The following is a 23,444-nucleotide window of genomic DNA, read 5'->3' as shown; positions in this document are numbered from 1 at the left end:
ATCATATGCGTTAGAGTACCGCGATTTCGCTCCGATCGGACTGAGCCATGCTGAATGATCCGCGCTCCCACGGCCTCTGGGAAAAGACCGCAGCCGAACCACCGGCCACCTCGCCGCTTGCAGGCGCGGTGTCGGCCGATGTCGTCATCGTCGGCGGCGGTTACACCGGCCTGTCGTCTGCTCTGCATCTTGCCGAAGCCGGGTCGAAGGTGGTGCTGCTGGAAGCCAAGGAGATCGGCTTCGGCGGGGCGGGGCGCAATGTCGGCCTGATCAATGCCGGCATGTGGGTGATGCCCGACGATCTGCCCGGCGTGCTCGGCCCGGTGCATGGCGAACGTCTGCTCGAGCTGCTCGGCAATGCGCCAAAGCTGGTCATGGAACTGATCGACAGGCACGGGGTTGCCTGTGAACTCGAACGCAACGGCACGCTGCATTGCGCTGTCGGTGCGGACGGGCTGAAGGAGATCGAAGAACGCGCGGCGCAATGGTCCGCCCGCGGCGCCGCCGTAACGCTGCTCGATGCGGCGGAGACGGCCAGACGCATCGGCAGCGATGCCTATACCGGTTCGCTGCTCGACATGCGCGCCGGAACGCTGCAACCGCTGGCCTATGCGCGCGGTCTTGCCCATGCCGCCGTCAAATCAGGCGTCGTCATTCACACATCCAGTCCGGTCGTTGCAACGGAGCGTCACGGCAGCCGCTGGAAGGTGAAGACCGAAAGCGGCGAAGTCAGCGCCGAATGGATCATCGTCGCGACGGACGCCTACAGCACCGGACCGTGGGAGCAGGTGCGCAGCGAACAGGTGCATCTGCCCTATTTCAATTTCGCCACCGTGCCGCTCGGCCACAATCTGCGTCAGTCGATCCTGGCGGGCCGGGAAGGCGCGTGGGATACCAAGGAAATCCTCTCCTCCTTCCGGATGGATCAGGCTGGACGTCTGGTGTTCGGCAGTGTCGGGGCGTTGCGCAATACCGGGCTCACCGTGCATAAGGGTTGGGCCAAGCGCGCCCTGAAGCGGCTGTTTCCGGTTATCGGCGATGTCGAATTCGAGTGCGAATGGTATGGCCAGATCGGCATGACCGACAATGCGCTGCCGCGCTTTCACAAATTCGCGCCAAATGTCGTCGGCTTTTCGGGTTACAATGGCCGCGGCATTGCGCCCGGCACGGTCTTCGGCCGGACGCTGGCAGAGCATATCCTCGGCCGGCTTGCCGAAGCCGACCTGCCGCTGCCGCTGACGTCGCCGACCGAACCGAGGCTCCGTGCGCTGAAGGAACTATGGTACGAAGCGGGCGCTCAAGTCGCCCATTTCGCCGATGCCCGCTTTTGAGAACCGGTAAACGCTTCCGGGAAGCGAAACTCGCTTCTGAGAATAATAAGATTGGAACCACGACAATGAATATCGCCGTCCTCGATCTCGCCACCGAAACCGCCAAGCTGCTTGCCGAACTCGGCGTCGATGCCGGCCGCTATCACGGCGGCACCCTGTCGGTCAGCTCGCCGGTCACCGGCAAGGAAATCGGCAAACTCAGAGAGCATTCGGTTGCCGAGGCGAATGCGGCGATCGAAGAGGCGCATAAGGCCTTCCTCGAATGGCGTGCCGTACCTGCACCGAAGCGCGGCGAACTGGTCCGCCTGCTCGGCGAGGAACTGCGCGCCGCCAAGGCAGCACTCGGCCGTCTCGTCTCGATCGAAGTCGGCAAGATCACATCCGAAGGCCTCGGCGAAGTGCAGGAGATGATCGATATCTGCGATTTCGCGGTCGGCCTTTCCCGTCAGCTCTACGGCCTGACGATCGCCACCGAGCGCTCCGAACACCGGATGATGGAAAGCTGGCATCCGCTCGGTGTGATCGGTATCATCTCCGCCTTCAACTTCCCTGTTGCTGTCTGGTCGTGGAATGCGGCGCTGGCGATGGTCTGCGGCAATTCCACCGTCTGGAAGCCCTCGGAAAAGACACCTTTGACCGCCCTTGCCGTGCAGGCACTGTTCGAGAAGGCGCTGAAGCGCTTCATCGCCGAGGGCGGCACGGCTCCGGCCAATCTATCGACTTTGATCATCGGCGGCCGTGAAGTCGGCGAAGTGCTGGTCGACCATCCGAAGATCCCACTCGTTTCCGCCACCGGTTCGACGGCCATGGGCCGCGCCGTCGGTCCGCGGCTGTCGCAGCGTTTTGCCCGCGCCATTCTCGAACTCGGCGGCAACAATGCGGCGATCGTCTGCCCAAGCGCCGATCTCGACCTGACGTTGCGCGGCGTTGCCTTCTCCGCCATGGGCACGGCCGGCCAGCGCTGCACGACGCTGCGTCGTCTCTTCGTGCATGACAGCGTCTACGACCAATTGGTGCCGCGCCTGCAGAAGGCCTATGGCTCCGTCACCATCGGCAATCCGCTCGAAACCGGCACGCTGGTGGGACCACTGATCGACGGCAAGGCTTTCGAGAAGATGCAGGCAGCACTTGGCGAAGCGAAATCGGCCGGCGGCAAGGTGACCGGCGGCGACCGCGTCGACAATGGTTCGACTGACGCCTTTTACGTTCGCCCGGCGCTGGTCGAAATGCCTGATCAGACCGGCCCGGTCGAGCACGAGACCTTCGCGCCGATCCTCTATGTGATCAAATATAGCGATTTCGACGCGGTGCTGGCGCTGCACAATGCCGTGCCGCAGGGACTGTCGTCGTCGATCTTCACCAACGACATGCGCGAGGCCGAAACCTTCGTCTCCGCCCGCGGCTCGGATTGCGGCATCGCCAATGTCAATCTCGGGCCATCGGGCGCCGAAATCGGCGGCGCCTTCGGTGGCGAGAAGGAAACCGGCGGTGGCCGCGAATCCGGCTCGGATGCCTGGAAGGCCTATATGCGGCGCTCCACCAACACGATCAATTACGGCAGGACGCTGCCGCTTGCGCAGGGCGTCAAGTTCGACGTCGAATAAGCCGGCTGCAACGGGCGGCATTCCCTAAAGCGCGTCGCATGCAATTGATTCATGCGACGCGCGTTAGCTCTTTGTTTTGAAGTGTGTCGCTATCCGGAACCACTGCACACTTCCGGGCGACATGCAGGGGCGTCGCCTTTTTGGCCAATCGCGATTTATTCCACTATAACATGAAACATTTAGTCAAGATATTGTGATGGCTTTTTCGGGCAAGCCAAACTTGAAATCCTCAGTCAGGAAAAATATACGCCTCTCATCACCCGTGGAGACCTCGGGTGACATCGCCACGGAGGCCATCATGAACATTGCTCTTAGCCGTTTTTCCCTCGCGCTTGCCGCTTCGCTTCTCGCCGCCACCGCGCTCGCCGGTAGCGCCAATGCGCAGGACGAAAGTCTCGTCGTCTACAATGCCCAGCATGAAAGCCTGGGCCGCGAATGGATCGATGCCTTCACCAAGGAGACCGGCATCAAGGTCACCATGCGGCAGGGCGGCGACATGCAGTTCGCCAACCAGATCATTCAGGAAGGCGACGCCTCTCCGGCCGACGTGTTCCTGACCGAGAATTCGCCGGCGATGACGCTGGTCGATGGCGCGGGCCTCTTTGCCCCCATCGAAAAGGACACGCTGGACCAGGTTCCCGATCAATATCGCCCGGCTGACGGCATGTGGACCGGCATTGCCGCCCGCACCACCGTTTTTGCCTATGACAAGACGAAGCTCACCGAAGACAAGCTGCCGAAGTCGATGCTCGACCTTGCTGATCCGGCCTGGAAGGGTCGCTGGGGTGCGTCACCTGCCGGCGCCGATTTCCAGGCCATCGTCGCTGCGCTGCTGCAGCTCAAGGGTGAGCAGGCGACCGCCGACTGGCTGAAGGCTCTCAAGGAAAACGCCACGCCCTACAAGGGCAACAGCGTCGCCATGAAGGCCGTCAATGCAGGCGAAGTCGAGGGTGCGATCATCTATCACTATTATTGGTTCGGCGATCAGGCGAAGACCGGCGAGAACAGCAAGAATGTCGGCCTGCACTACTTCAAGAACCAGGATCCCGGCGCCTTCGTCAGCGTTTCGGGCGGCGGCATCCTGAAGTCAACGCAACACATGAAGGAAGCCCAGGCTTTCCTGAAGTTCCTCACCAGCAAGGCCGGCCAGGCGGTTCTCAAGGATGGTGACTCCTACGAATATGCCGTCGGCAAGGACGCGCCCTCCAACGACAAGCTCGCTCCGCTCGCCGATCTCGACGCGCCGAAAGTCGAAGCTTCGACGCTCGACAGCAAGAAGGTTGTGGAGCTGATGACGGCCGCCGGCCTGATCTGACCTTCTGGCGCAGGCGACTTCCGCCAAAACTATTGCTTTTGGCTCAAGAAAACCTTAGGGCATGACGAAATCCGGCAACCGCTCCTCAAAAGCGGTTGCCTTCCTTTTTCAGCGTGTAAAGGCATAGGCCTTGCTGCAGGACAACAGATTGCTCGCATCCGGTAACGCGGCGCCGGTCGCGCCTGGGGGGCGGATGGGTTTGCCGCGCGCGCCCATGCCGCACGCTTCCGTGGTGCTGCTGGCAACCATCGTCGCGATCTTCAGCCTGGTGCCGCTCGGCTTCATCGGCTGGGTCACCTATGATGTCGGCTGGGAAACGGTAAACGCCCTGGTCTTCCGGCCGCGCGTCGGCGAACTGCTCGTCAACACGGTTCTGCTGGAATCGCTCACCATTCCACTATCGATCGCGCTTGCGGTGACGCTTGCCTGGCTGACCGAGCGGACCGACATTCCTTTCGCGCGGCTCTGCGCCTGGCTTGCGATTGCTCCGCTCGCCGTGCCTGCCTTCGTACACAGCTATGCCTGGGTCAGCCTCGTCCCCGGCATGCACGGCCTGCAGAGCGGTGTCTTCGTCTCGGTGATCGCCTATTATCCCTTTCTCTACCTGCCGGTCGCCGCGGCGTTGCGCCGTCTCGATCCGGCGATCGAGGATGCCGCGGCCTCGCTGGGTCTCAATCCCTGGCGGGTCTTCTTCCGGGCGGTGCTGCCGCAGCTCCGACTCGCCATTTGCGGCGGCTCGCTGCTGATCGGGCTGCATCTGCTTTCGGAGTACGGCCTGTTTGTGATGATCCGGTTCGACACTTTCGCGACGGCGATTGTCGACCAGTTCCAGTCCTCCTACAACAGTCCCGCCTCCAACATGCTCGGCGGCGTGCTCGTCGCCTGCTGTCTTTTTCTGCTCGGCTTCGAGGTGCTGGTGCGCGGCAACGAACGGTATGCACGCGTCGGCTCCGGCTCGCCGCGTCCGACAGATCGCCGCCGGCTCGGCTGGTTCGTGGTGCCGGCCGTTTTTCTGCCTGTCGTCCTGGCGGTGCTGACCCTCGGCGTGCCGCTGGTGACGCTTGGCCGCTGGCTCTATCTCGGCGGCACCGAGATCTGGCGCATCGAAGTCGGCAGCGCTTTCCTGCAGACGATCGTGCTTGCCATTGTCGGCGGCGTGCTGGCGACGATTGCCGCAGCACCGATGGCCTGGCTTTCCGTGCGTGCGCCCGGCCGTTTGCAGCGCGTGCTCGAAGCCTGCCATTACTATGTCGGCTCGCTGCCGGGTGTCGTCGTGGCGCTGGCGCTGGTGACGATCACCGTGCGTCTCGTGCTGCCCCTCTACCAGACCTTTGCAACGCTGCTCGTCGCCTATGTGATGCTTTTCCTGCCCCGCGCCATGGTGGGGCTGCGCGCCAGCATCGCCCAGGCACCGGTGGAGCTGGAGCGCGCCGCGATGGGCCTCGGCCGCACCCCGGGGCAGGCGGTACGGCAGATCACCATGCGGCTTGCCGCACCCGGAGCGGCGGCCAGCGTCGCGCTCGCCGCCCTCGGCATTACCAATGAACTGACGGCGACCCTGATGCTGTCGCCCAACGGCGTCGATACGCTGGCGACGAAATTCTGGTCGCTGACCAGCGAGATCGATTATGTTTCGGCTGCGCCCTATGCCTTCATGATGATCGTGCTGTCGCTGCCGCTCACGCTGATGCTCTATACCCAATCGAAACGGACTGCCGGCCAATGACGCTGCTTACGATCGAAAACATCAGCAAGCGCTACGGGCCTGTGCAGGCGCTGAAGGATATTTCGCTCGATGTCCAGGCGGGCAGCCGCACCGCCGTCGTTGGCCCGTCCGGTTCGGGCAAGACGACACTGCTGCGCATCATTGCCGGCTTCGAGCAGCCCGACGTCGGGAGAGTGACGCTCGATGGCGAGGTGCTTGCCGACGGCCCCGCGACGGTGCCGGCTCACAAGCGCGGCATCGGCATCGTTTCGCAGGACGGCGCGCTGTTTCCGCACTTAAGCGTCGCCGAAAATATCGGCTTCGGCTTCGAGCGGGGTGCGGCCGACCGTGAGAAGCGTATCGTCGAGCTGCTCGATATGGTCGAGCTCGACCGCGGCATGCTGGTGCGGCGCCCGCATCAGCTTTCCGGCGGCCAACAGCAGCGCGTGGCGCTTGCCCGCGCGCTCGGCCGCAAGCCGCGGCTGATGCTGCTCGACGAACCTTTCTCGGCACTCGACACCGGGTTGCGCGAGAACATGCGCAAGGCGGTTGCGCGCGTTCTCAAGGCGGCCGGCATTACCACCATTCTGGTTACGCATGATCAGGAAGAGGCGCTGACCTTTGCCGATCAGGTCGCGGTGCTCAGAGAAGGACGGCTGGTTCAGGCCGGGTCGCCGCAATCATTGTATCTGCATCCCAGGGATCGTGAGACAGCACTGTTCCTCGGCGATGCCGTGCTGCTTCCCGCGATCATTCGGAACGGTCTGGCCGACTGCGCGCTTGGCCGCGTCGCCGTCGAAGGCAGTCGTCAGGGCAAAGCGGAGATCATGCTGCGGCCGGAGCAGATCCGCGTCGTTGCCGATGAAAGCGATCGCAACCATGGCGGACGTGTCGTCGAGGTGGAGTTCGGCGGCGCGGTCTGCACCGTTGCCGTTTCGCTCGACGGTGTTGCCCTGCCGCCGATCCTGATCAAGACCTCGAGCGTCGCGCTGCCGGCGCGAGGCGATCTCGTTCGCCTCGATATCGCCGGCAAGGCGCATGTTTTCGAGAGCTGAGTGAAAGCGTCGCGCGTCCGAGGACGCTCAGAACCCCCATAACTTCTTGTTTTAACGCAATTCCGGACGGAAAACCGCTTCGCACTTTTCCTGTAATTGCTTTAGCCGAACTTGCGCACCACTTCTTGCGGCTCGATGCCTTCAAGCCAGCCGCCGGTAAAGCCGGCGCGCTCGAGCCCGAGCCGGATGGCCGGCGATTGCCTCATCAGCTTCCAGATGAAGTCGGAGCGCTCGTTCTCGACGGTCATGACGAGAAGACCCTGATCAATGCCGACGGTGCGGTCGTCGACCCAGCCTTCCGGCCGCGTGGTCTTGACCGTCGGGTTGAAGCCGCCGGGAAAGCCGCCTTCCAAGAGCAGGTTCGGATAGCTGGTCAAAAGTGCCTTGGTGCCATCCAAAGCCGCCTGCCGGTCATAGGGCAGGCAGGCAAGGGCTGCCCAGGGTGCGATCGTGCCGTCATCCGGGCCGAGCGGGGCTCCGCGGGCGGCATAACCCAGAACCTTCGGCTGGCGGCCGCCGCGCATGCGCCGCGTCGGCGGCGGGCCGTCGCAGGCGGAGAAACCCCAGATATTCTTGTTATAGCCGACGAACTGGCCGGGATTGCGCTCGGCATAATCACGCTGGACGTTGATGACCGCCTGCGTGTTGCGGAAATAATCCCAGTTCCGCTCCGCCATCGGCTTGTCCTGAATGCCGCGGAAATCGATCCAGGCATGAGAGAACAGGTGGATGAACAGCGGCCCGGCATAGAGATAGGACTGTTCGCCGTGCAGCATCCAGGAATAGCTTGACGTAAAGGCGTCGTAGCAAGATTGCGGGATGGGGTGCGTCGGCGATGCGAGCGCCAGTGCGTAAAGGATGATCGCCTCGTCGAAGCCGTGATAGCGCCAACGCAGGAAGCCGGAAGAGGGCTTCCAACCCATGGCAATGGTGTCGCCCTTGTTCAACGCCCAGCGCCAATCGACGCGCTCGTAGATGAAGGTCGCGAGCTCACGGATTTCCGTTTCCGTCTCGTCGTCTTCGCGGATGAAATACTGCGCTGATGTCAGGATGCCGGCGACCAGCAGCGCCGTATCGATGGTCGACAGCTCGCTGTTCCAGGCGCGGTGGCCGGTATCCATATGCAGAAAGTGGTAGAAGAAGCCGCGGTGGCCGGTGGCGTGGCGTTCCTCGCCCTGACGCGCGCCGGCGAAAAACCGCAGCGTATTGACCGTGCGTTCGGCTGCTTCCGCGCGGCTGATCCAGCAACGCTCGACACCGACGGGATAGGAGGAAAGGGCAAAGCCGACGGCTGCGATACTTGCCGGCACGCCGCCGATCGAGGTATCGGCCACCAGGCCATTTTCGGGATTGGAATATTTCAGGAAGTACTTGAATGCCGAATGCTGCAGCCTGTCGACAAGCGCTGCATCAATATCTTCAATCCGTTGCAGCATAGGCTCCTACCCAACTGTTGCATCGCCCCATGCTTGAACATGACGGCCGTCCCCCGGCAAATCAAACCTTTTTGATTCGCAGGGATAAGAGAACACAAATGGGCAGAAGTGGTCGTTAATAATTATCGGTGAAATAATATCTAGTAGAAGTCATATAAGCGGTGCAGCAAAAGCAGCGGTTACGCGCCGGTCCGCAGCCGTTGTTTTCGGCGATATTCGGTTCCTCCGATCTTCCGCGGAACGGGTGACAGTCGCTCAATCGTATAGGCTGGTATGAGGCGTCGTAGTCTCTACTGCGCGCATCTACCCCTTGGCATCGCGCCGCGAGGCAGTGAAGATGAAACACGCCTCTCGCCGATCGGTCGTCTCAAGTCCCCGCCGAACGCGCCGACAGGAAGACCTGCGGCTCGAAGGCAAAATCCTTGTCGAAGGGATAGGTTGGATGCTGCTTGCGCAGCCGTGGCAGGCGCTCGACGAACTGATCGACGACACCGGTCGAGAGCGCCATCAGGCTGGGATTTGCAATCGGCGCCAGCTCGGGAGAGAGATAACCCGATTTGACGACAATGATCCTCGCCTTGTGCGGATCGAGGCCGAGCCGGGTGAAATCGGCTATGTTGTGATAGGGCCGGCGTTTGGCGGACAGTACGAGATCGATGCCATCGATCGAAACCACCGCCTGGCGGTCGGCGGGTTCGGCGGTTCCATGCAGGAACTTGACGATGAAACGAGCATTGACCGGCTTGCTGCCCTCGCTGTCGAGTGAGGCGCCAACGCTGAGGTCCAGTTTGGCGCCCACGCCTGCGGCATAGCAGGTCTCGGTTGCCGCCTTGTCGGTGATGCCGGCGAAGACGACGCCGGCAGCACCCCTACCGATCAACTCGGCCAGCACGTCGGCTCGGTCCCCGACGCCGCCGCCGGTCGGGTTGTCGCCGGATTCGGCGAGCACGACGGGGATTGTCGGGCTTGCAATGGCTCTCGCGACGCATTCCTCCAACGAGCCGGTCTCGCAGCCGAAGACAAAGTCTTCGCGCGCATCCCAATAGGCCTTGGCGAGACGTCTGGCCTCGCGCTCCATTACCGCGCGGTCGGTGCCGGTGATGATGGCGGCGGCCGTGGCGCGCGGTTCGTCGGCCCAGACATAACCAACCATCAGTGATGCATCCCAGACACCATCAATCGCATCGATTTCGGGCAGCATCTCATAGAGGCTTTTCGCCGGCTCATCGACGGTGCTGGTGCGCTCGCCGGGCAGCACGACCGGGACCGGCGCCCAGAGAACAACCGGCCGCACACCTGATTTCAGGCTCTTCACCAGCATGGAGACCGAGCGGCGCATCGTCTCCTCGACATCGATATGCGGCGCAGTGCGATAGGTTGAATAAATATCGAGCGCATCGATGATGCGCTGGGTGACGTTGCCATGCAGGTCGTAGCTTGCCGACACCGTGCAGGCCTCGCCGACGAGCGCGCGGGCCGCACAAATCCAGTCACCTTCGGCATCCTCCATGCCCTCGACATACATGGCGCCATGCATGGCGAGGTAGAGACCGTCGAGCGGCAGCATCGGCTTCAGCCGCTCGAGGAATTCGCCCTTGAAGGCCTCGTAGGTGGCGCGTGAAACCGGGCCGCCAGCAATGGCGCGGGCATGGATCGTCGGTAGGAATTCGGCGTCGTAATCCCTGAGGAAGCCAAAGTAGGGTGATGCCAGCAGTGCGTCCCCGCGCAGCACGCGAAAATCCTTCTCCTCGTTCAGGACGGGATTGTATGTGCTGCATTCGATATGAATGCCACCAACGGCGATGCGCATGGGAAACCTCAGTTGATATTGGGAGCAATCAGGAAGGTAGGGCCGCAATGCCGGCAGCGCCCTGGACCTCGAGGCCGGTGCTGTCGTCAAGAATTTCTCCGGTCATCTGACACCAAGTGAGGGATTGTCGCAAGCGGTGCGGCCCATCTCATTGAGTGCGCCATCTGCTCCTGCCGATGACGATGATCAGAACATCATCTTATGGGTCGAGGCCAAGCAGAGTGGCGTTGCTATGCGGCGAGTCATTGGGTGCACGCAAGATCGCGTCAAACTCAGCAGTTTACGCGCCCCGGCCGCGAGGAGCACACGCCCCTTATTCGCCGATCAGCGAGCTCGCGGATCGGCAAACATTCAGAACAGGCACGCTGCACGGCAAAGGTGCGCTAAGGCTTTGAAAATTTGAGAAACTGGAGCGGGCGAAGGGATTCGAACCCTCGACCCCAACCTTGGCAAGGTTGTTGTTGCCAGACATCAGCGCTTGTCAGCAGTTGTCACTGGATATCAGTGGTTATCTCAAATAACTGACAAATAAAGGTATTTTCGATTTTTATTTTTCGGTTTGCTTTGGTCTGATTGATTCAGATGGCTCTACGGTGGTAGCTATGTGGTAGCTGATAGGTTCTAGCTACCACAGGAGAAGACGTTGCCTAAACTGACGAAGGCCCTCGTTGCCGCACTCGTCCCGCCGGATGCTGGGGACAAAATTGAATGGGATAGTGGCATACCGGGCTTCGGCGTCCGGGTTTGGGCTGGCGGCGCGAAGACGTATATTCTTAAATACAGAAACAGTGACGGTAGGGTCAGATGGTTGACCATCGGCCGCGTGGGCGGCCTCACTCTAGACGAGGCGCGGGACGAGGCGACGAAGGCGCGCGGCGCCGTTGCCAAGGGCGAAGACCCGGCGGCGGAAAAGCAAGCGCATCGGAAAGCGGAAACTGTTGAGCAACTCATCGAGCTTTATGCGGTAGAAGGTCTCTTCGTCCAGCGAGGCATCAGGCAAGGCGAGCCGATGAAGCCCCTCACCGCCGCCTATACGGTGGCGAGGTTACGGCACCACGCTGTACCCCTGCTCGGTAAAATGAAGGCTAAGGCCATCAAGCCCGGCGACATCGAACGCTTCGTCAAAGACGTGACGAACGGCAAAACGGCGCGGGACGAAAAGATCAAAGATGAAACCGGGCGAGAAAAGCGGGTCATCGTCCGTGGTGGCGAAGGCGCCGCCAGAAAGGTTGTCCGCGATCTCTCCGCCGTCTTCAGTTTTGCCAAACGCCGGAGCATCGTTGAAAAGAACCCGATCGAAGATGCTGCCGTTCGCAAGACTGATAACAAGCGGGAGCGCTTTCTATCGTTAGAAGAGATTCAGCGGCTCGGCGCGGCCTTCGAGGACTTGGAAGCCAGCGGCACAAATTCCAAGGCGCTTGATATCTGCCGGTTGTGGGCACTGACGGGCGCCAGGCGTAACGAAATCGCGGGCCTAAAATGGAATGAGGTTGATCTTTCTTCAGGCTTCTTACGTTTTGAGGACACCAAGACAGGGAAGTCACTCCGTCCCCTCGGAACCGCTGCCCGTGCGTTGCTCGCCGCGCGGTACGCCTCTCGTGAAAAGGAGAAGCCGTGGGTGTTCCCTGCGGAACGCGACGGAGATGGCTTCTATGTGGGCACCAAACGCATTTGGCCCATGGTGACGAAGAAAGCTAATCTGCCCGGTGTCACACCACACACATTGCGTCACTCGCTGGGAAGTGTTGCGGCTTCCAGCGGCGAGGCTCTTTTGATCGTTGGCAGTTTGCTAGGCCATGCCAACGCGCGGTCCACGCAAATCTACGCGCACATTGATCGAGATCCCTCGCAGCGGGCGGCCGACAAAGTTGGCGATACCATTGCGGCAGCACTAGCAGGAAGAAAAAAGGCGGAAGTGATTCCCCTCCGAGTCGCTGAATAATTCCCTCACCTCTCACCTAAAGGACGCCCGCCAGTAGCATTCTGGCGGGCTTTTTTGTGGAGTTGTGTCGGCAAATACGAGGAATGCGGCAGGTTTCTTGACGGGGCGCCCTATCAATAAATAGCAACATCTATCAACACCCAGACCTTCGCAGAATCGTGGAATGACGGCGGGCACCTCAACCATCAAATTGCATCAAACTAAATAGGAGCAAATGATGGAAACCACATCTAGGAAAACAACCTCGCGGATGTCGCTACTAGAAATCGCCAAGCTGCACGCCGCGATTTCGGACATGCCCGATGACATCCAATTGGATCCGGCCAAGGCGGCCGAAGCTCTTCAAGTAATGGGCGTCAACATCGGGACGCAGATGTTAGCCACGATCAGGTGCAAGTCTTCGAAAGGCCCTGCGTTCAAGAAAGTGGGCAATGGCCGCATCGTTTATCGCCTCGGCGATCTCCGTCGTTTCGCCGGAATGGATGCGTCCTAAGACGAAAAGAAAAACCCCTCCCGCCGGCAAGCAATGAAGGGGTTTCACACAATGAAAAGTATGCATCATGTATAGCGAAAACAACGATTTGGGTCAAGTCGTTCAAGCCTGCCTTGGCAGGCAGATACATCAGCGCCTAGCTTTTGCCGGTGCTCGCGAGCGCATTCTTGAAGCGCTGGAACCTATTCTTGAAGCCAGGGAGCATCTTGCAAACGGCGAGCCCGTTGCGGCGGCTCACCGTATCGAAGCTGCCACGGACCAAATGGAGGCCGCAGTGGATCAAATCGAAGATGGCGGACGGGAGGAATTAGCCATCATCGACGCGCTTGCTGATTTTCCTCCCGTGTTTCTCATCGACGCATGGCTCCACGGGCAGCGGCAGAATGTTTTGAACAAGCTCGCTGGAAATTTGGGATGGACATCTGCATGGGTTGGCGAGGAGTTCCACGCGACGCAGGATGAGAGCGGCCTAGACCTGCATATCAACGCTACTGACGGCTGGCGATGCACATCCGGTATGTCGGACATGTTCGTCTGCGGCGTCGGCCTCACCGCTCTCCACGCACATTTGAAAGGCCAGGACTTGGCGGCCACCGTTGCACGTCTCGCGCCTTGGTATTTGAAAACTATGAAAGGCGGCAGGGTGTGAGCACTTTGACCTCTGAAGACGATCTCGGCTTTCTTGATGATATCGCCGAACCCGCCGTTGATGCTCCCGGTTCTCGGTTGCGAAGCCCGGAAAGCCTACCTGACCACATTCGGGCCGAATATGAGCGCGTCAACTTACCTGCTCCGCCATTGGCGGCTCCGCCGGAAGTCCGAGGCTCGTTTGAAGATTATGAGTCCTCGCACGAAACCGTCATTAATGACGACGCGTTGGCGCTGGAGCTTGGCCAAAAGCATTGGGATGAAAACGCCAAATTCGTTTCTGCTCTGGGGCAGTGGTATTTTTGGCGGGGATCGCGGTGGGAGGATGCGGATTATCCGGTGACACGGGGCCAAGTGCGCGATTTTCTCCGAATGAAGGCAGATGAAGTTTTCGAGTGGGCGCAACGCCAAGCGCTCGAGTCCAATGAAGATAAGGCGAAGAGCATTTCGGCAGCGGCTGCCAAACTTCGGCGCACGCTCGGCGCTCACTCCACCGTCACCGCCGTAGAGCAGATGGCGAGATCAAATGCGAAGAGCATCGCCTACGCCGATGACTTCGATGGTGACACCCTCCTTCTTGGCACTCCCGGCGGAACCGTAGATTTGAAAACGGGGAAGCTCCGCCCGGCCCGGCGTGAGGACATGATTACGAAGTTCACAGCGGTGTCGCCCGCACCCGCGGGCACTCCGGCCAAAGTGTGGTTCGAATTCCTATGCCGCGTCTTTCCCGGTGAGGACGGGCGTGGTGACCTCGAAACCATTGCCTTCATCCAACGCGCCGCCGGCTACGCTCTTACCGGCGAGACAACAGAGCAAAAGTTGCTTTTTCTTTACGGCACCGGCCGCAACGGCAAAGGCACCATAATGCAGACCCTCACCGGGATTCTCGGCGAGTACTCCCGCACGGTATCGTCATCGCTCTTCATGGCGACCCATGGGCAGGAACACCCAACCGGGCTCGCGCAACTCAAGGGCGCCCGGTTGGTGGCGTCGAATGAGATACCGAAGGGTGCGACGTGGAACGAAGAGGTTATCAAGTCTCTCACGGGTGGCGACACGATTTCGGCGCGCCTGATGCGGCAGGACTTCTTTGAGTTTCAACCGCAGCTTTCCCTCTTCATCAGCGGTAATAACAAGCCGCGATTCAAGGGAGTAGGCGTCTCGATGCGGGAGCGATTTATATTGGTGCCGTTCACTCGAAATTTCACGGACGAGAACGGAAAGCGCGATCCGCACCTTGGTGACAAGCTCAAGGCTGAATGGCCTGCCATTTTGCGCTGGTGCATCGACGGCGCCGGGGAATGGCTGAAGATGGGATTAGCGCCTCCGGAAAGCGTGAAGGCCGCCAGCGCCGATTATCTGGACGAGGAAGACGATATCCTAGCCTTCGTTCGCGACTGCCTGGTGCTAGACAAGGACGCCCGCACCGCCACCGCCGATATCTATCCGGCCTTCCGGAAGTGGCAGGAAGAACAGGGCGTGAAGTCGCCTTGGACGCAGACCGCGATGTCTCGCGCGCTCGGCGAAGAGGGCAACTTAGAACTGAAGCGGACGCGGCCAAGCGGCGGTGGGTCAGTGGTCAATTGCGTCATCGGCTACCGTTTGAAGATCAACCCTGATGCCTATTCCAGTTATAGCGATATCGAATGAGCGGGGGTTTGTTGCACTTGTTGCACTTCCTCCCCTTATCACCCGTAGTAGCTTTTTATGTATACTTTCCCGCGTGCGGGATAAAACACCACTCGCATTAGATGTCTGCATTCAAGACGGGTGATAAGCGAGTGAAGTGCAACAAGTGCAACACGGAAAGGATCAAAGTGGCACATCCGCACATCACCGGCAGCGAATTCGTTGACCGTCAGATTGCCCTTTTCCGAGAAAATCTTGATCCCGATTCCAGATGCTACCTCGATAGCCTGTTGCGTCAGCGTGAGGCGCCCAGAAAGAAACCGGGGCCATCTGAACGGCGCGTGCGTCATCAATCGGTCCGGGATCGAATGGCGGTTGACCTCAAGCGCTCCCGGTATGGCTCGATGACGGCCAGAAATTTTGCCCTGATTATTGAGAGAAAGATCAGCAAATACAAATTGACGTTTGATCCTTCTTTGCCGATGCCAGCCGAGGAGGAAAGCGCATTTCTCCATTTCGTCTGCCAACACTTCGGCGGGAAGTGGTCCGCGAAAAGCATTGCAAATCTACTGGCGCAAAAAGTGTCCCAAAGTCTCGGCACCCCCTAATTTTGGGATGCTGAACCTTTCTTAGTGGTCGTCATGGACACTACCGAAACCCTTCATGACCTAAACGTCGCCGTCCGTCTCCGGGGCGAAGCATACGGCGAGCACGCGGCTGCACGCGCCGCATTGGAAGAAGCGGAACGCTTGCTGCATGCGGCGACCCGCGCGGTTCAATTCGATGCCGGTCTTGATCCGGTCCTTTCCGCAACACTGAACGGTCGGGAGGCTATCGCGCGGGTTCGCGTTGAAGAGGTTCGCGAACGTTTGCGCGAGGCCCAACGTGACCTGCAGCGTGCCCGCCAGCTTTCCGCACCAATTACTTCCAGGGAGTTTGAAATTGAGCATCTCGATTGATCGGCTTCGGCGTCTCGCCGAAGACAGGACCTCTGCGCATGTAGCGATGAGGCGAGCATGGGACGATGTCCTTGCGGCACGCAAGCCCCTCTCGGACGCCAAGATTGCACTCGATAGTCATATCGAAAAGGGCGGTCGACGGCGCGACCTAAACAGCGACAAGCCGTTTGAGGCTGCCGTCAAGATGGCGCAAGAGCGCCTAGCAGTGGCTGAGGCCGCCCACAGCCGGCTGCAAGAGGCGTGGAACTTGAACTGCAGTCTTGCGAGACGCGGCTACGAGTATGCTCGCGACCACACAAACATCCCGGCCGATATCGAGGAGTCCTTCCAGTGAAGATATTGGACAAACTTCGCGCCGCCTCAAAGAAGGCCGTCGATGCCCGCACCGATTTGCAGCTCGCCGTGGAAGAGCTTCGTAACGAGCTGTTCAAACTCAACGGGGAACGCTTCCACATCGAGGAAGCGCCAATCTCTCGCGAGGAGACGGCGGCAAAAATCAAGCTGCACCTTGACCACCTTGAAGGTGAAGCGATGCGACGCTGGGTTCCTTCTACGTTTCGTTCTTCGGCGAGCGGCAAGATGGCGCCGAATGCCGATGGCGTTTTCCATTTGTCCGGCATCGCGGGTAGTGGCGGTGGCGGTGGATTCTTTGCGACGCCCAATACCTTTCAAGGGGTCGGGGGTCTGTGCGTTCTAGGCTTTCGTAATCAGATCGAGGCGGCGCTTCTGGCTCATGCCATTGCAGCAAGTCCCGGCGACGGCCTTTCCGAATCGGAACGTGCGGCAAAACTTCGTAAAATCGACGCAGATATCGATGCGGCCGAACGCGCCGAGGAACATCTCATCCGTGAAGCTGAGAGCGCCGGAATCGTTGTCCATCGTCGCCGTGACGCGCGTCCGGAAATCTACTTGGCGGAAACCGTATGACCGAGAAACCAACCCCATCTGCCCTCCGCGCCGCGCTCCTGCTGGGCGGTCGGGCCAAGATGGCCAAACCGGCGGATGCTGGCATTCGCGGCAAGAGAGCACACGAGCGAGAGCCGGACCGGTCGGCGATGTGGTCAAAGGCGATACGTCCGAGTCAGGCTGCATGTGCCATCGCTTCCCCTTCTGCGACGCCGGTGGTGGCTGTGACCCCGGTGAATGTTGCTCGGCGCGCCGCTCCTGTTGACCGGAACGCGATGTGGGCAAAGGCTATCAAGGATGCGCAGTCCTTGCCGCCTCTCGATTTCGAGCCTGACTGAATTCAGATGGTTGGGCCGTCAACCCCGACCGTGCCGCCGGGCTCCGTCCTCATCGCCTGGCGGCGCACCCCTTTCAGATAGGTGGGTCTATCCAATCCTCAGCCCACCTCGCGCCGCCGGTCCAGTCAACGGGGTCGGTGGCGCACCCCTCAACATCCATGAAACGAGATTGCTGTGAGCAAAAACCGGAAAGCAACAATAAACCCAGTGGCACCGCCTTCGGGGCTGACAAAGCGTGAATTCTTCGCCGCGCAAGTGCTTGGCGGACTGGTTTCTAATGGTCTCCCGCCGAAGATTCTTTTTGAAACACGCCATAACGATCTCGCACTGCAAGCAATTCAATATGCGGACGCTTTGGTCGCGTGGCTGGAGTTAGACGCTCCGGAGATCAGAGAATACGTGCATGCGTTGCAGAGATTGTAGAGAACATCGTCGGGTCCTTCCCCCACTACCGGCACCTGCGGGGAACGTGGCCGCGCAGGCTTTCGCTAGCGACAGACTCTCTCAGGATGGTTATGAACCACGCATAGTGCATAGGCCTCGTGGGGTGGGCGAGTCAGGAAAATCCATACGCTTCAACATGATTCCGTGTCCAGTAGATCCGCCTCGGTCGATGTGCGGTTATTGGTGTTGTCACGGATACAAAAAAGCCCCGCTAAACGGGGCTTGGTGTCGCGTTAGCGAGCGAAATTTGGATCGCCGTGCTTTTCATCACCGCGATACGCCAACGCGCGCTTCTTCTGATCGTCACTGAGGTTAGCAAAGAAACCTGTTGCAGGGCGCGGTTTTCCATACGTAGGCTCCGGTTCCGGAAGAGCCTTCGGTGTGAACCAAACTCGCGAAAATGCGGCTGAAACTTTCTTTACAGCGTTCATCTCATATTCCCTTTTTGCAAAAGGGCGTTCCTCTTGCCGGTCGAACCACTTCAAACCCGTATGTATTCTCATACACATCAATGAGTTTTTCATTAATTGGTTCCAGAACGAGCTCTCGCTTGCCCCGCATCTGACCATAGAGCGCCATCACTTCTAATGCAATTAGAATCCGAAGACCTTTGAGAGGACAGTTGGGATCCGGTGATCCTTCAAGAAACCTGAGTCTCAAAGACTGACCCGATGTAGTGCCGATAGCAAGCCCGCACAATCTCTCACCGACCCAGAAAGCAATTTTTATGCAATCGGGCTCGCGGTACGATTCGTGAATCTGCTGCCAAGGAAAATCTGATGAGCCCCATTGACTTTTCACCGCCTCAAGCGCGCTTCGGCTTAAGTCCGATATGCGAAATTCGATACCAATTACCCCACGTAAGTTGGTGACCGCCTTGTGACAGGAGTCAAATCGGTTTTGATCGTAACGGGCTTTCGCCGCATGGAAATTGTTCAAAGCTGCACCGCCCGCAAAATATCGATGCGAGATATGCTTTAACAATCGCCGCGCGACAACTGCAAATATGACTATTGACCCCTGGCAGTTGTGGAAGACGAGTATATCGCTGATTCGCTTTGCTGAATTGCCACCGGATTCCCTTTTACGAGATTGGTGGCCAAAAGCGGACATGGGACATTGCGGGAGTTAGAAACTCTTGCGATGAGACACACATTATGGGCTTCCACATCGGTCCCGGTTCCGCGTTTTCTCTTGGCCTCGCCGCCTCCTTAAGAAGGCGCGGCGGAGGGCTGCCATCCCTCAAGGCATACACTTATGAGGCGGAGACCGAAAATCTCGTCGCCGCCTTCGCCACCGCTCCGAGCGGGGGTGATAAGAGATCGCGGAACCGCTTCATCAAGCGGCTGAAAAAGCAGATCGATGGTTCAAGCATCTGGTCAAAGGCCAAGATGATTATGGCCCTCGGCGCAGATGAAAACTCTTCACTCCGCTGGTGGAATGACCCTTCGCGGACCGCGACGTGTCGATTCTTCGTTCATCGAATACGATGGTGTGGATCCTTGGAAGACTCCAGGGGTTCCCGCATCCGGCCCCATCAACATGCTTACCGCGGTTCGTTCCACGTTCACGCCGGGGCTCAACACGCTTCCCGCGGCGGGCACCGCAGACGATAAAATTCAGGCATACAACTTCCGCATGACAATGACGAACTCGGCGAAGTGGCGGAAGCCGTTGCCGACCACTCCTCCTCCGGGATACGACGTCGCGGATTACGAGGTGCTTCTGCGTTTCATGGCGGCGAACCCCACCAAGGTCAGCTTCTTTGACTACTTCAAGGCTGACGCCTTCTACACCGCAAATGGTGAAAGCAAGTTTGATGTGAACAACAGGGCGGGGCCGGCGGCGCCTTCAACGGATTTTCTCGGCAGGAATTGGGATTACCCGCTCGCTTCGTATTCCGCGCGCGAAGCGATCTGGAAGGCACACTGGAATTGGATTGTCGGCATGCTGTATCTGATGCAGCACGGCACCGACCCCCGGATCCCGGCGGCCTTGAAAACGAACTGCCTGAGCTGGGGCTTCGTATCGGATCACTATTTCAGCCCGCACGAAAACGATACCGTTGGCATGAACCCGCAGATGTATGTCCGCGAGGCTCTTCGTCTCGATGGTGTAGCGAAGTTGCTTGGCACCGAACTGACGCGTGGCGACGGTGGCGTCCCCTCGATTTCAACCAACACGGTTTCCATGATCTCCTATTTCATGGACTCGCATGCAATCCAATATATCGCCTTAGAAAAGACGGCCGGAGTTTGGATCGTTGCGAGCGAGGGCGGTATGGCTGTCGATCTCGGCGGGTCCGATGGCATGTTCCCGCTGCCGCTCGAAGTTTGCACGCCGAAGCCCGGCGATTGCACCAACGGGTTCGTGTCCTTCGGGCTCTCTGCAAGCCATGTCGCGTTTGGCGCGGGCCGAATGGAATTCACCGCGATGCAGACTGGCCAAAGCCTCGGGCAAATCGCGGCAGAAGCGATCAAGAATAATCGCACCTTCCAGGACCCCGCGAACTATCCGGCGGCCCGAACCGCGCTCTTGGCGAACGCCTTCGCCTTGACGAACGAACCGGTTCCTATCTTGGCGCAGACAACGTAACCCAGCCGTCCGGTTATCACCGCCGGCCTATGCGTCATTCATACGCCGGCGGGCAAAGGCTGGGCATGCAAATCGCTTAACAGAGGTCGTTCACGGAAATCTCAAGAGCGGTGGCAATCTTTTTGATGGTCTCGAAGCTACCGTCGCGCCCACCCTTTTCAATCTGCGAAAGGAACCCCGCGCTTATCCCGGCCTTCTCGGCAAGCTCGCGGGCGGTCATCGAGCGGAACTCACGCCAGACTCGGATCTGACTTTCGCCATTAATGATCCGGTTTGCGAATTCGGCGGGCATCAATTCTTCTTCGCCATCGGCGAGGCGCTGGTTAAATACTCGCACCGCTTCGGCGTCCGCGCGATCCTCAAGCGCTTCAATCAATCGCTGATACTCAGCTTCCGGGATAACCGCGAGGCGGTCACCGGTGGCCGTGGTGATGAATTGGGCTGCTATTGTGATCTGCTTCCTAGCCATTTTCCTTACCTTGGTGAACGAGACTAGTTGATCGCTTTCCGAAAAGGTAGCCCGCAGCTTCGCTAGTGAGGAGCCGCCGCCCTCCTACTTATCGGGCCGGGTGCCTTTGCGCTCGCTTTTCGACACGTAATCCCGCAACGCCGAAACTGTGTATGCGACGTTGCCGCCGATCTTGGCGTAAACCGGGCCACGTTTCGCGCTTCGCCAGCGAGCAAGTGTAGTCTCTGAAACTTTGAGGTAGTTGGCGGCATCAGGCGCTCTGACCAACTCGTCAGGTGACAGGTCGCTAAGGCTTACATGTTGGGTCTCGTCCGCGGCGCTGGCCATCAACCGTGAGCCCCCGGCGTGCCTCCAATAGCCGATGGCCGCTGCTTCCATGGCGTCAGCTACCGGGCTACTTACAAAGATCGCCCGCTCGCGCTCCGCCAGAGATATCGCCGCGAGCGCGGCCTCATGGCTCATGGCGGGGCTCTGCCAGTTCGTTAAAAAGGTATCAGGACCGCTTATCAAAGCCGCATATAGATCGTCCTCGCCTCCATCCAACGGAAAATTATTATCTTCGGCCGCGTCGTACGCTGCCAGGCCATTGCGGTAGGCATTGATCGCGACGAGAAGTGCATCCGCCGGACTTGTCATCGTGGCGGCGGATATGACGGTGAGGACTTCGGCCATGTGCGTTAACCTTTTTTGGGCTTGCTCGGAGTTGGCGGGAGATTCGATCTTCCTATCGATCCGGAATTTGTGTATAACATAAATATGTCAAAGTCAATTAATGTTAAACATAAAATGCGAGGAAGACCCGCGACCGGCAAAACCCCGATTACGGGTGTCCGGCTCGCAGATGAGATCGGCGCAGCACTCGACAAATTTGTTGAGAAGGAAGCTGACGCGCCCACACGTTCGGAGGCTATTCGTCGCATCCTCCGTGAGTGGCTTTCAGCCAACGGATACCTGCTGAAATAACTCGTTTGCGGCACAGGCCCCGGCGGAGGCACGGTTACGATTTAGCCGCGAAACCGCTTATCGGCCACGCCAAGGTGAAGGCTCAAAACCCGAAATCTATGTCGTCTTCGTGTAATTCTCTTTAATTAAAAGCAAATTCAACCGCTTAATGAAACGTTACCTTTAACCGTGAAAATTCCCGGGCAAATACTGGTTGTCAACACATACTTTACACTCTACTTGACACTCGATACAGTGTGCAAATCACCCCTGGGATAGCCGCCACATGGATTCAGAAGACTTTGACCCGCTGCACGGCGAGGCACCAAAAGAGATTCCCTTATCCAACGCGCCTCTTGCATCTGTGCTCTGCCAAGTGAGATTTCCTGAAATTGTTCAAGTCAGGGATATCAATTTCATTGGCGGTTTTCAGGAGAAGGTGCGCGCCTCCTACCCTCTGTTCTCTAGTGATTTGGTCCAGACGTTCAATGTTCTCCCGCATGCTCTTCAATCCAATCAGGATCAGTTGTGGCGGCTTTCGGATGCCGACGCCAATTGGCGAATTTCGCTTGGCGCTAATTTCGTTGCTCTTGAGACCAAGAAATATTCGTCTAGAGCGGATTTTCTGAAGCGATTGACATTCGTATTGGACGCCCTGGAAGAGACGATCCGGCCGACTCACGTCTGGCGGGTCGGGGTGCGGTATGTGGATCGCGTCCCAACTTCAGCCCTCGGGAATATCCGCGATATGCTGCGCCACGAAATGGCTGGTCTCAGCGCTACTGAGCTTCGTAGCTCGTTCAATTACTCGGTATCTGAGGTTGCCTGCAGGGTTGACGAGGGGAACCTTCTTGTAAAATGGGGGATTCTACCGGCTCACGGCAGTCATGAACCCGAAGTCATGCCACAGATCGATGATGAATCGTGGTTCTTGGATATTGACGTTTCCCACGAGCATCACGTTGCTCCTCGTCAGTTTCGCGTCGATGAACTCGTCTTTGATGCGGAACGAAAGGCGGCACGATGCTACAGTTTCTTTAGGTGGGCTGTTACCGAGGAATTCTTGCGGAGATTTGGGGGTGAGATCTGATGATTGCTGAAGTCCCCTATGGCGATCCCGAAATGGTAGTAGAACGGCGCCTAGGAACATCTCCATGCGCTGACCGCCGTAATCCTCCTATTGTTGTGTTCGATGCCGGCGCAAAAGTTTTGATAGTTGGAGGCAATTTTGCCTCTTCCACGGTATCCGGTTGGACTGCAAGTGATTGGTACTCCATCGCTGCACGCATTGGCCGAAACACGACTTCGACGTTTGAGAAGGTTAAGCCGGTCGAACCCGTAAGCGGCGAATTTAAGCCTCAAGACGCTTCGGCCCAGATCGCTGAAATCCGGCGGCTGCTCGGCGTAAGCGTTGATCAATTGAGCCGACTGTTAGGTTGCTCAAGACAGGCATTTTATGACTGGCAGAATGGCCTAAAGGTATCGCTGGTGAACCGGGAGCGAATTTCCAAATTGCTTGCGACGTTGCAGCATATTGATCGGGGATCGGTCGAAGATAATCAGAATCTTCTTTTTGCCAGCGGAAACGGATTTTCGATTTTCGCGCTCCTTGAAGCTGGCGAATACGACCGCGTTCGAACTTTGACAGCCAAAGGACCGGGCCGACCAGACGCGCTGTGGAAGAAAAAAGATCAAACACACTCAAAATTTGCAGATGAGTGGTACGATAGACTTATCGCTTCTGACGACATTGGTGATTCGGCAGAAGGGTTTGTTGGCCGAGAAACTGGAAAGAGGCTTCGGCTCAAGAAATTGTAGAGAGC

24 protein-coding genes and 1 tRNA gene are annotated in these 23,444 nt (G+C 58.8%); 18 read left to right on the top strand and 7 right to left on the bottom strand.

Going from position 1 to position 23,444, the window contains the following annotated elements:
- Positions 1-47 precede the first annotated feature (47 nt).
- From J3O30_RS21660 to J3O30_RS21640, 5 genes are all read left to right on the top strand, one after another.
- Entirely contained in the window at positions 48-1,331 is a 1,284-nt protein-coding gene (locus J3O30_RS21660) for an FAD-binding oxidoreductase (RefSeq protein ID WP_207582200.1), read from the top strand.
- Between the two features lie 65 nt (positions 1,332-1,396).
- Positions 1,397-2,935 carry an aldehyde dehydrogenase family protein gene (locus J3O30_RS21655; RefSeq protein ID WP_207582199.1) on the top strand — a complete coding sequence of 513 codons (1,539 nt, stop codon included), beginning with the start codon at positions 1,397-1,399 and terminating at the stop codon, positions 2,933-2,935.
- Between the two features lie 298 nt (positions 2,936-3,233).
- Positions 3,234-4,250 (top strand): iron ABC transporter substrate-binding protein, encoded by a 1,017-nt coding sequence (locus J3O30_RS21650; protein ID WP_207582198.1) that lies wholly within the window; start codon positions 3,234-3,236, stop codon positions 4,248-4,250.
- Positions 4,251-4,380: 130 nt separating this feature from the next.
- On the top strand, positions 4,381-5,976 hold the full coding sequence (locus tag J3O30_RS21645; protein ID WP_246762702.1) for an iron ABC transporter permease: 1,596 nt from the start codon (positions 4,381-4,383) through the stop codon (positions 5,974-5,976).
- Positions 5,973-7,010 carry an ABC transporter ATP-binding protein gene (locus J3O30_RS21640; RefSeq protein ID WP_207582196.1) on the top strand — a complete coding sequence of 346 codons (1,038 nt, stop codon included), beginning with the start codon at positions 5,973-5,975 and terminating at the stop codon, positions 7,008-7,010. Before J3O30_RS21645 ends, J3O30_RS21640 begins: the two co-directional genes overlap by 4 nt.
- Before the next feature lie 101 nt (positions 7,011-7,111).
- Here the strand turns inward: J3O30_RS21640 and J3O30_RS21635 are convergent, their stop codons facing one another.
- The 3 genes from J3O30_RS21635 to J3O30_RS21625 form a co-directional block, all read right to left on the bottom strand.
- Positions 7,112-8,446 carry a glucoamylase family protein gene (locus J3O30_RS21635; protein WP_207582195.1) on the bottom strand — a complete coding sequence of 445 codons (1,335 nt, stop codon included), beginning with the start codon at positions 8,444-8,446 and terminating at the stop codon, positions 7,112-7,114.
- Between the two features lie 367 nt (positions 8,447-8,813).
- Positions 8,814-10,256, bottom strand: a complete 1,443-nt coding sequence (locus J3O30_RS21630) for a M81 family metallopeptidase (RefSeq protein WP_207582194.1) — start codon at positions 10,254-10,256, stop codon at positions 8,814-8,816.
- 408 nt (positions 10,257-10,664) lie between these two features.
- A tRNA-Ser gene (locus J3O30_RS21625) sits at positions 10,665-10,732 on the bottom strand.
- A 167-nt stretch (positions 10,733-10,899) separates the two neighbouring features.
- Between J3O30_RS21625 and J3O30_RS21620 the strand changes: the two genes are divergently transcribed.
- The 10 genes from J3O30_RS21620 (at position 10,900) to J3O30_RS21575 (ending at position 17,594) form a co-directional block, all read left to right on the top strand.
- Complete coding sequence (locus J3O30_RS21620; RefSeq protein ID WP_207582193.1) at positions 10,900-12,198, top strand: site-specific integrase; 1,299 nt, start codon at positions 10,900-10,902, stop codon at positions 12,196-12,198.
- A 217-nt stretch (positions 12,199-12,415) separates the two neighbouring features.
- Positions 12,416-12,691 carry a hypothetical protein gene (locus tag J3O30_RS21615; RefSeq protein ID WP_207582192.1) on the top strand — a complete coding sequence of 92 codons (276 nt, stop codon included), beginning with the start codon at positions 12,416-12,418 and terminating at the stop codon, positions 12,689-12,691.
- Between the two features lie 67 nt (positions 12,692-12,758).
- Positions 12,759-13,340: a hypothetical protein gene (locus J3O30_RS21610; protein ID WP_207582191.1), complete on the top strand. Its 582-nt coding sequence runs from the start codon at positions 12,759-12,761 to the stop codon at positions 13,338-13,340.
- Positions 13,337-14,989: a phage/plasmid primase, P4 family gene (locus tag J3O30_RS21605; protein WP_207582190.1), complete on the top strand. Its 1,653-nt coding sequence runs from the start codon at positions 13,337-13,339 to the stop codon at positions 14,987-14,989. Before J3O30_RS21610 ends, J3O30_RS21605 begins: the two co-directional genes overlap by 4 nt.
- 167 nt (positions 14,990-15,156) lie before the next feature.
- Complete coding sequence (locus J3O30_RS21600; protein ID WP_207582189.1) at positions 15,157-15,576, top strand: hypothetical protein; 420 nt, start codon at positions 15,157-15,159, stop codon at positions 15,574-15,576.
- Positions 15,577-15,609: 33 nt separating this feature from the next.
- Positions 15,610-15,927 (top strand): hypothetical protein, encoded by a 318-nt coding sequence (locus J3O30_RS21595; protein WP_207582188.1) that lies wholly within the window; start codon positions 15,610-15,612, stop codon positions 15,925-15,927.
- Complete coding sequence (locus J3O30_RS21590; protein ID WP_207582187.1) at positions 15,911-16,261, top strand: hypothetical protein; 351 nt, start codon at positions 15,911-15,913, stop codon at positions 16,259-16,261. Before J3O30_RS21595 ends, J3O30_RS21590 begins: the two co-directional genes overlap by 17 nt.
- On the top strand, positions 16,258-16,854 hold the full coding sequence (locus J3O30_RS21585; protein WP_207582186.1) for a hypothetical protein: 597 nt from the start codon (positions 16,258-16,260) through the stop codon (positions 16,852-16,854). Before J3O30_RS21590 ends, J3O30_RS21585 begins: the two co-directional genes overlap by 4 nt.
- Positions 16,851-17,171 (top strand): hypothetical protein, encoded by a 321-nt coding sequence (locus J3O30_RS21580; protein ID WP_207582185.1) that lies wholly within the window; start codon positions 16,851-16,853, stop codon positions 17,169-17,171. Before J3O30_RS21585 ends, J3O30_RS21580 begins: the two co-directional genes overlap by 4 nt.
- A gap of 174 nt (positions 17,172-17,345) precedes the next feature.
- Positions 17,346-17,594, top strand: a complete 249-nt coding sequence (locus tag J3O30_RS21575; RefSeq protein WP_207582184.1) for a hypothetical protein — start codon at positions 17,346-17,348, stop codon at positions 17,592-17,594.
- 254 nt (positions 17,595-17,848) lie between these two features.
- Here the strand turns inward: J3O30_RS21575 and J3O30_RS21570 are convergent, their stop codons facing one another.
- Positions 17,849-18,046, bottom strand: coding sequence for a hypothetical protein (locus J3O30_RS21570; RefSeq protein ID WP_207582183.1), 198 nt, complete (start codon positions 18,044-18,046; stop codon positions 17,849-17,851).
- 1 nt (position 18,047) lies between these two features.
- The gene (locus J3O30_RS21565; protein WP_207582182.1) at positions 18,048-18,728 is read right to left on the bottom strand and encodes a hypothetical protein; all 681 of its coding nucleotides are present in this window, start codon (positions 18,726-18,728) and stop codon (positions 18,048-18,050) included.
- 327 nt (positions 18,729-19,055) lie between these two features.
- Between J3O30_RS21565 and J3O30_RS21560 the strand changes: the two genes are divergently transcribed.
- A complete protein-coding gene (locus J3O30_RS21560; RefSeq protein ID WP_207582181.1) occupies positions 19,056-20,210 on the top strand; it encodes an FAD-dependent oxidoreductase in 1,155 nt (384 codons plus the stop codon).
- Positions 20,211-20,286: 76 nt separating this feature from the next.
- On the opposite strand, the gene J3O30_RS21555 is transcribed toward J3O30_RS21560, so the two are convergent.
- Both J3O30_RS21555 and J3O30_RS21550 read right to left on the bottom strand, forming a co-directional pair.
- A complete protein-coding gene (locus tag J3O30_RS21555; RefSeq protein WP_207582180.1) occupies positions 20,287-20,679 on the bottom strand; it encodes a helix-turn-helix transcriptional regulator in 393 nt (130 codons plus the stop codon).
- An 84-nt stretch (positions 20,680-20,763) separates the two neighbouring features.
- On the bottom strand, positions 20,764-21,351 hold the full coding sequence (locus J3O30_RS21550) for a helix-turn-helix domain-containing protein (RefSeq protein ID WP_207582179.1): 588 nt from the start codon (positions 21,349-21,351) through the stop codon (positions 20,764-20,766).
- 556 nt (positions 21,352-21,907) lie between these two features.
- On the opposite strand from J3O30_RS21550, the gene J3O30_RS21545 reads away from it, so the two are divergent.
- Both J3O30_RS21545 and J3O30_RS21540 read left to right on the top strand, forming a co-directional pair.
- On the top strand, positions 21,908-22,711 hold the full coding sequence (locus tag J3O30_RS21545) for a TIGR04255 family protein (RefSeq protein WP_207582178.1): 804 nt from the start codon (positions 21,908-21,910) through the stop codon (positions 22,709-22,711).
- Positions 22,711-23,439 carry a hypothetical protein gene (locus J3O30_RS21540; RefSeq protein ID WP_207582177.1) on the top strand — a complete coding sequence of 243 codons (729 nt, stop codon included), beginning with the start codon at positions 22,711-22,713 and terminating at the stop codon, positions 23,437-23,439. The genes J3O30_RS21545 and J3O30_RS21540 overlap by 1 nt, the downstream gene beginning before the upstream one ends.
- The last annotated feature ends 5 nt before the right edge of the window (positions 23,440-23,444 follow it).

Source organism: Rhizobium sp. NZLR1 (genome assembly GCF_017357385.1).
GTDB lineage: Bacteria > Pseudomonadota > Alphaproteobacteria > Rhizobiales > Rhizobiaceae > Rhizobium.
The sequence above is the reverse complement of the archived record's forward strand: the minus strand, read 5'-3'. Positions and strand labels throughout refer to the sequence as shown.

Bases quoted from the DNA above. Each gene is read 5' to 3' on its own strand.
- J3O30_RS21640 (WP_207582196.1), top strand. From the start codon at position 5,973: ATGACGCTGCTTACGATCGAAAACATCAGCAAGCGCTACGGGCCTGTG.
- J3O30_RS21635 (WP_207582195.1), bottom strand. From the start codon at position 8,446: ATGCTGCAACGGATTGAAGATATTGATGCAGCGCTTGTCGACAGGCTG.
- J3O30_RS21560 (WP_207582181.1), top strand. From the start codon at position 19,056: ATGACCCTTCGCGGACCGCGACGTGTCGATTCTTCGTTCATCGAATAC.
- J3O30_RS21650 (WP_207582198.1), top strand. From the start codon at position 3,234: ATGAACATTGCTCTTAGCCGTTTTTCCCTCGCGCTTGCCGCTTCGCTT.
- J3O30_RS21655 (WP_207582199.1), top strand. From the start codon at position 1,397: ATGAATATCGCCGTCCTCGATCTCGCCACCGAAACCGCCAAGCTGCTT.
- J3O30_RS21570 (WP_207582183.1), bottom strand. From the start codon at position 18,046: ATGAACGCTGTAAAGAAAGTTTCAGCCGCATTTTCGCGAGTTTGGTTC.
- J3O30_RS21595 (WP_207582188.1), top strand. From the start codon at position 15,610: ATGGACACTACCGAAACCCTTCATGACCTAAACGTCGCCGTCCGTCTC.
- J3O30_RS21660 (WP_207582200.1), top strand. From the start codon at position 48: ATGCTGAATGATCCGCGCTCCCACGGCCTCTGGGAAAAGACCGCAGCC.
- J3O30_RS21615 (WP_207582192.1), top strand. From the start codon at position 12,416: ATGGAAACCACATCTAGGAAAACAACCTCGCGGATGTCGCTACTAGAA.
- J3O30_RS21550 (WP_207582179.1), bottom strand. From the start codon at position 21,351: ATGGCCGAAGTCCTCACCGTCATATCCGCCGCCACGATGACAAGTCCG.
- J3O30_RS21610 (WP_207582191.1), top strand. From the start codon at position 12,759: ATGTATAGCGAAAACAACGATTTGGGTCAAGTCGTTCAAGCCTGCCTT.
- J3O30_RS21580 (WP_207582185.1), top strand. From the start codon at position 16,851: ATGACCGAGAAACCAACCCCATCTGCCCTCCGCGCCGCGCTCCTGCTG.
- J3O30_RS21545 (WP_207582178.1), top strand. From the start codon at position 21,908: ATGGATTCAGAAGACTTTGACCCGCTGCACGGCGAGGCACCAAAAGAG.
- J3O30_RS21540 (WP_207582177.1), top strand. From the start codon at position 22,711: ATGATTGCTGAAGTCCCCTATGGCGATCCCGAAATGGTAGTAGAACGG.
- J3O30_RS21555 (WP_207582180.1), bottom strand. From the start codon at position 20,679: ATGGCTAGGAAGCAGATCACAATAGCAGCCCAATTCATCACCACGGCC.
- J3O30_RS21565 (WP_207582182.1), bottom strand. From the start codon at position 18,728: ATGTCCGCTTTTGGCCACCAATCTCGTAAAAGGGAATCCGGTGGCAAT.
- J3O30_RS21630 (WP_207582194.1), bottom strand. From the start codon at position 10,256: ATGCGCATCGCCGTTGGTGGCATTCATATCGAATGCAGCACATACAAT.